The sequence below is a fragment of the Mesorhizobium sp. M7A.F.Ca.US.014.04.1.1 genome (genome assembly GCF_003998745.1).
Lineage (GTDB): Bacteria > Pseudomonadota > Alphaproteobacteria > Rhizobiales > Rhizobiaceae > Mesorhizobium > Mesorhizobium ciceri.
On sequence record NZ_RZRW01001109.1, the window covers coordinates 1 to 1,047 of the forward strand.

The window sequence follows — 1,047 nt, forward strand, 5'->3', positions numbered from 1 at the left end:
CACCGCCACGCCATCCTCGATCGCTGCCGTCGTGAACACCGCTTCCGCCACTCCGGCGCCGCGCGCCGCCGCCACCTCGCCTTCCGGATGCACCAGCCGCTGATATGCTATCGGGCCAGGATGATCGGACGCGGCAGACTTTGCCCGATGAGCGTGATCCCGGTATCAAGTCTTGTCACACGCGCAGCACGTGCCGCTTTCCAAAGGCAAGAGATGCACCTCCTACTGTGTCAGGGCCGTTATCGAGGGGCGCTTGTTGAAGTCGCACTTGCCGGTGACGCTGTAGAAGAAGTCGGCATTTGAAGACGGCGTCGGCACGGTTGTGCCGCCGTCCTCCCAGGCTTGATAGCTGGTTACACCACAAGGCACGATGGTGAAGATGTCGACCTTCTGCCCAGTCGGGGTCTCGGTCAGGTTGTTCGCGTCCACGCCGCTGTAGAGTCGGTTGGAGGTGGTCGGATCATCCGACTTTAGGTACTTCGGGTTGCCCGATGGCACGTACATCTGCAGGGAGAGGCCAGCCATCTGGCTGACGTCGATCGACGCGCCGGCGCTGTTGGCTGGGTACATGGTGTTGAGGCAAGTGGTTGAATATTTCTTGGTGCCGCTGGTCTGGAGTATCGCGTCTGCAGTCAGACCCGTGAAGGTGCTCACGCTGGCGGTGGTGCAAACTTGCGACTGGACAAGCGTCTTGATGTCGGCCCCGCCGTTGTTGGTGATTGTGTACACATTCGTTGTGCCGTAGCCTTTCGGATCACCGAAGCCGTTATAGGTATACTCGATCGACATCAGCGGCTTGGCCTCCGTCGCTCCAAATGTCGTGCCGTAGAGCGTCATCGTCTTGTTCCACCAGCCCGACACCTTGGAAACCTTGAAGGTAGTCTGCACCAGGGCGGGCGTCTTGCTCGCCGCCGACCCAACGGCGACCGGCACCGTGTTGATCCTGGCGATCTGCATGAACACGGTGGGCATGGAGTAACTTGCCATGGCCTGCGCGGTGGCGGTGCCATTGGCGGAAACCACAAAGCTGTTCAGTGTCGGGGTACC

The 1,047-nt window shown here is 60.6% G+C and carries 1 protein-coding gene; it reads right to left on the bottom strand.

The window, feature by feature from the left end:
* Positions 1–222 precede the first annotated feature (222 nt).
* Positions 223–1,047, bottom strand: an 825-nt coding sequence (locus EOA22_RS34875) for a hypothetical protein (protein ID WP_127390679.1), incomplete at its 5' end; no start/stop codon positions are given.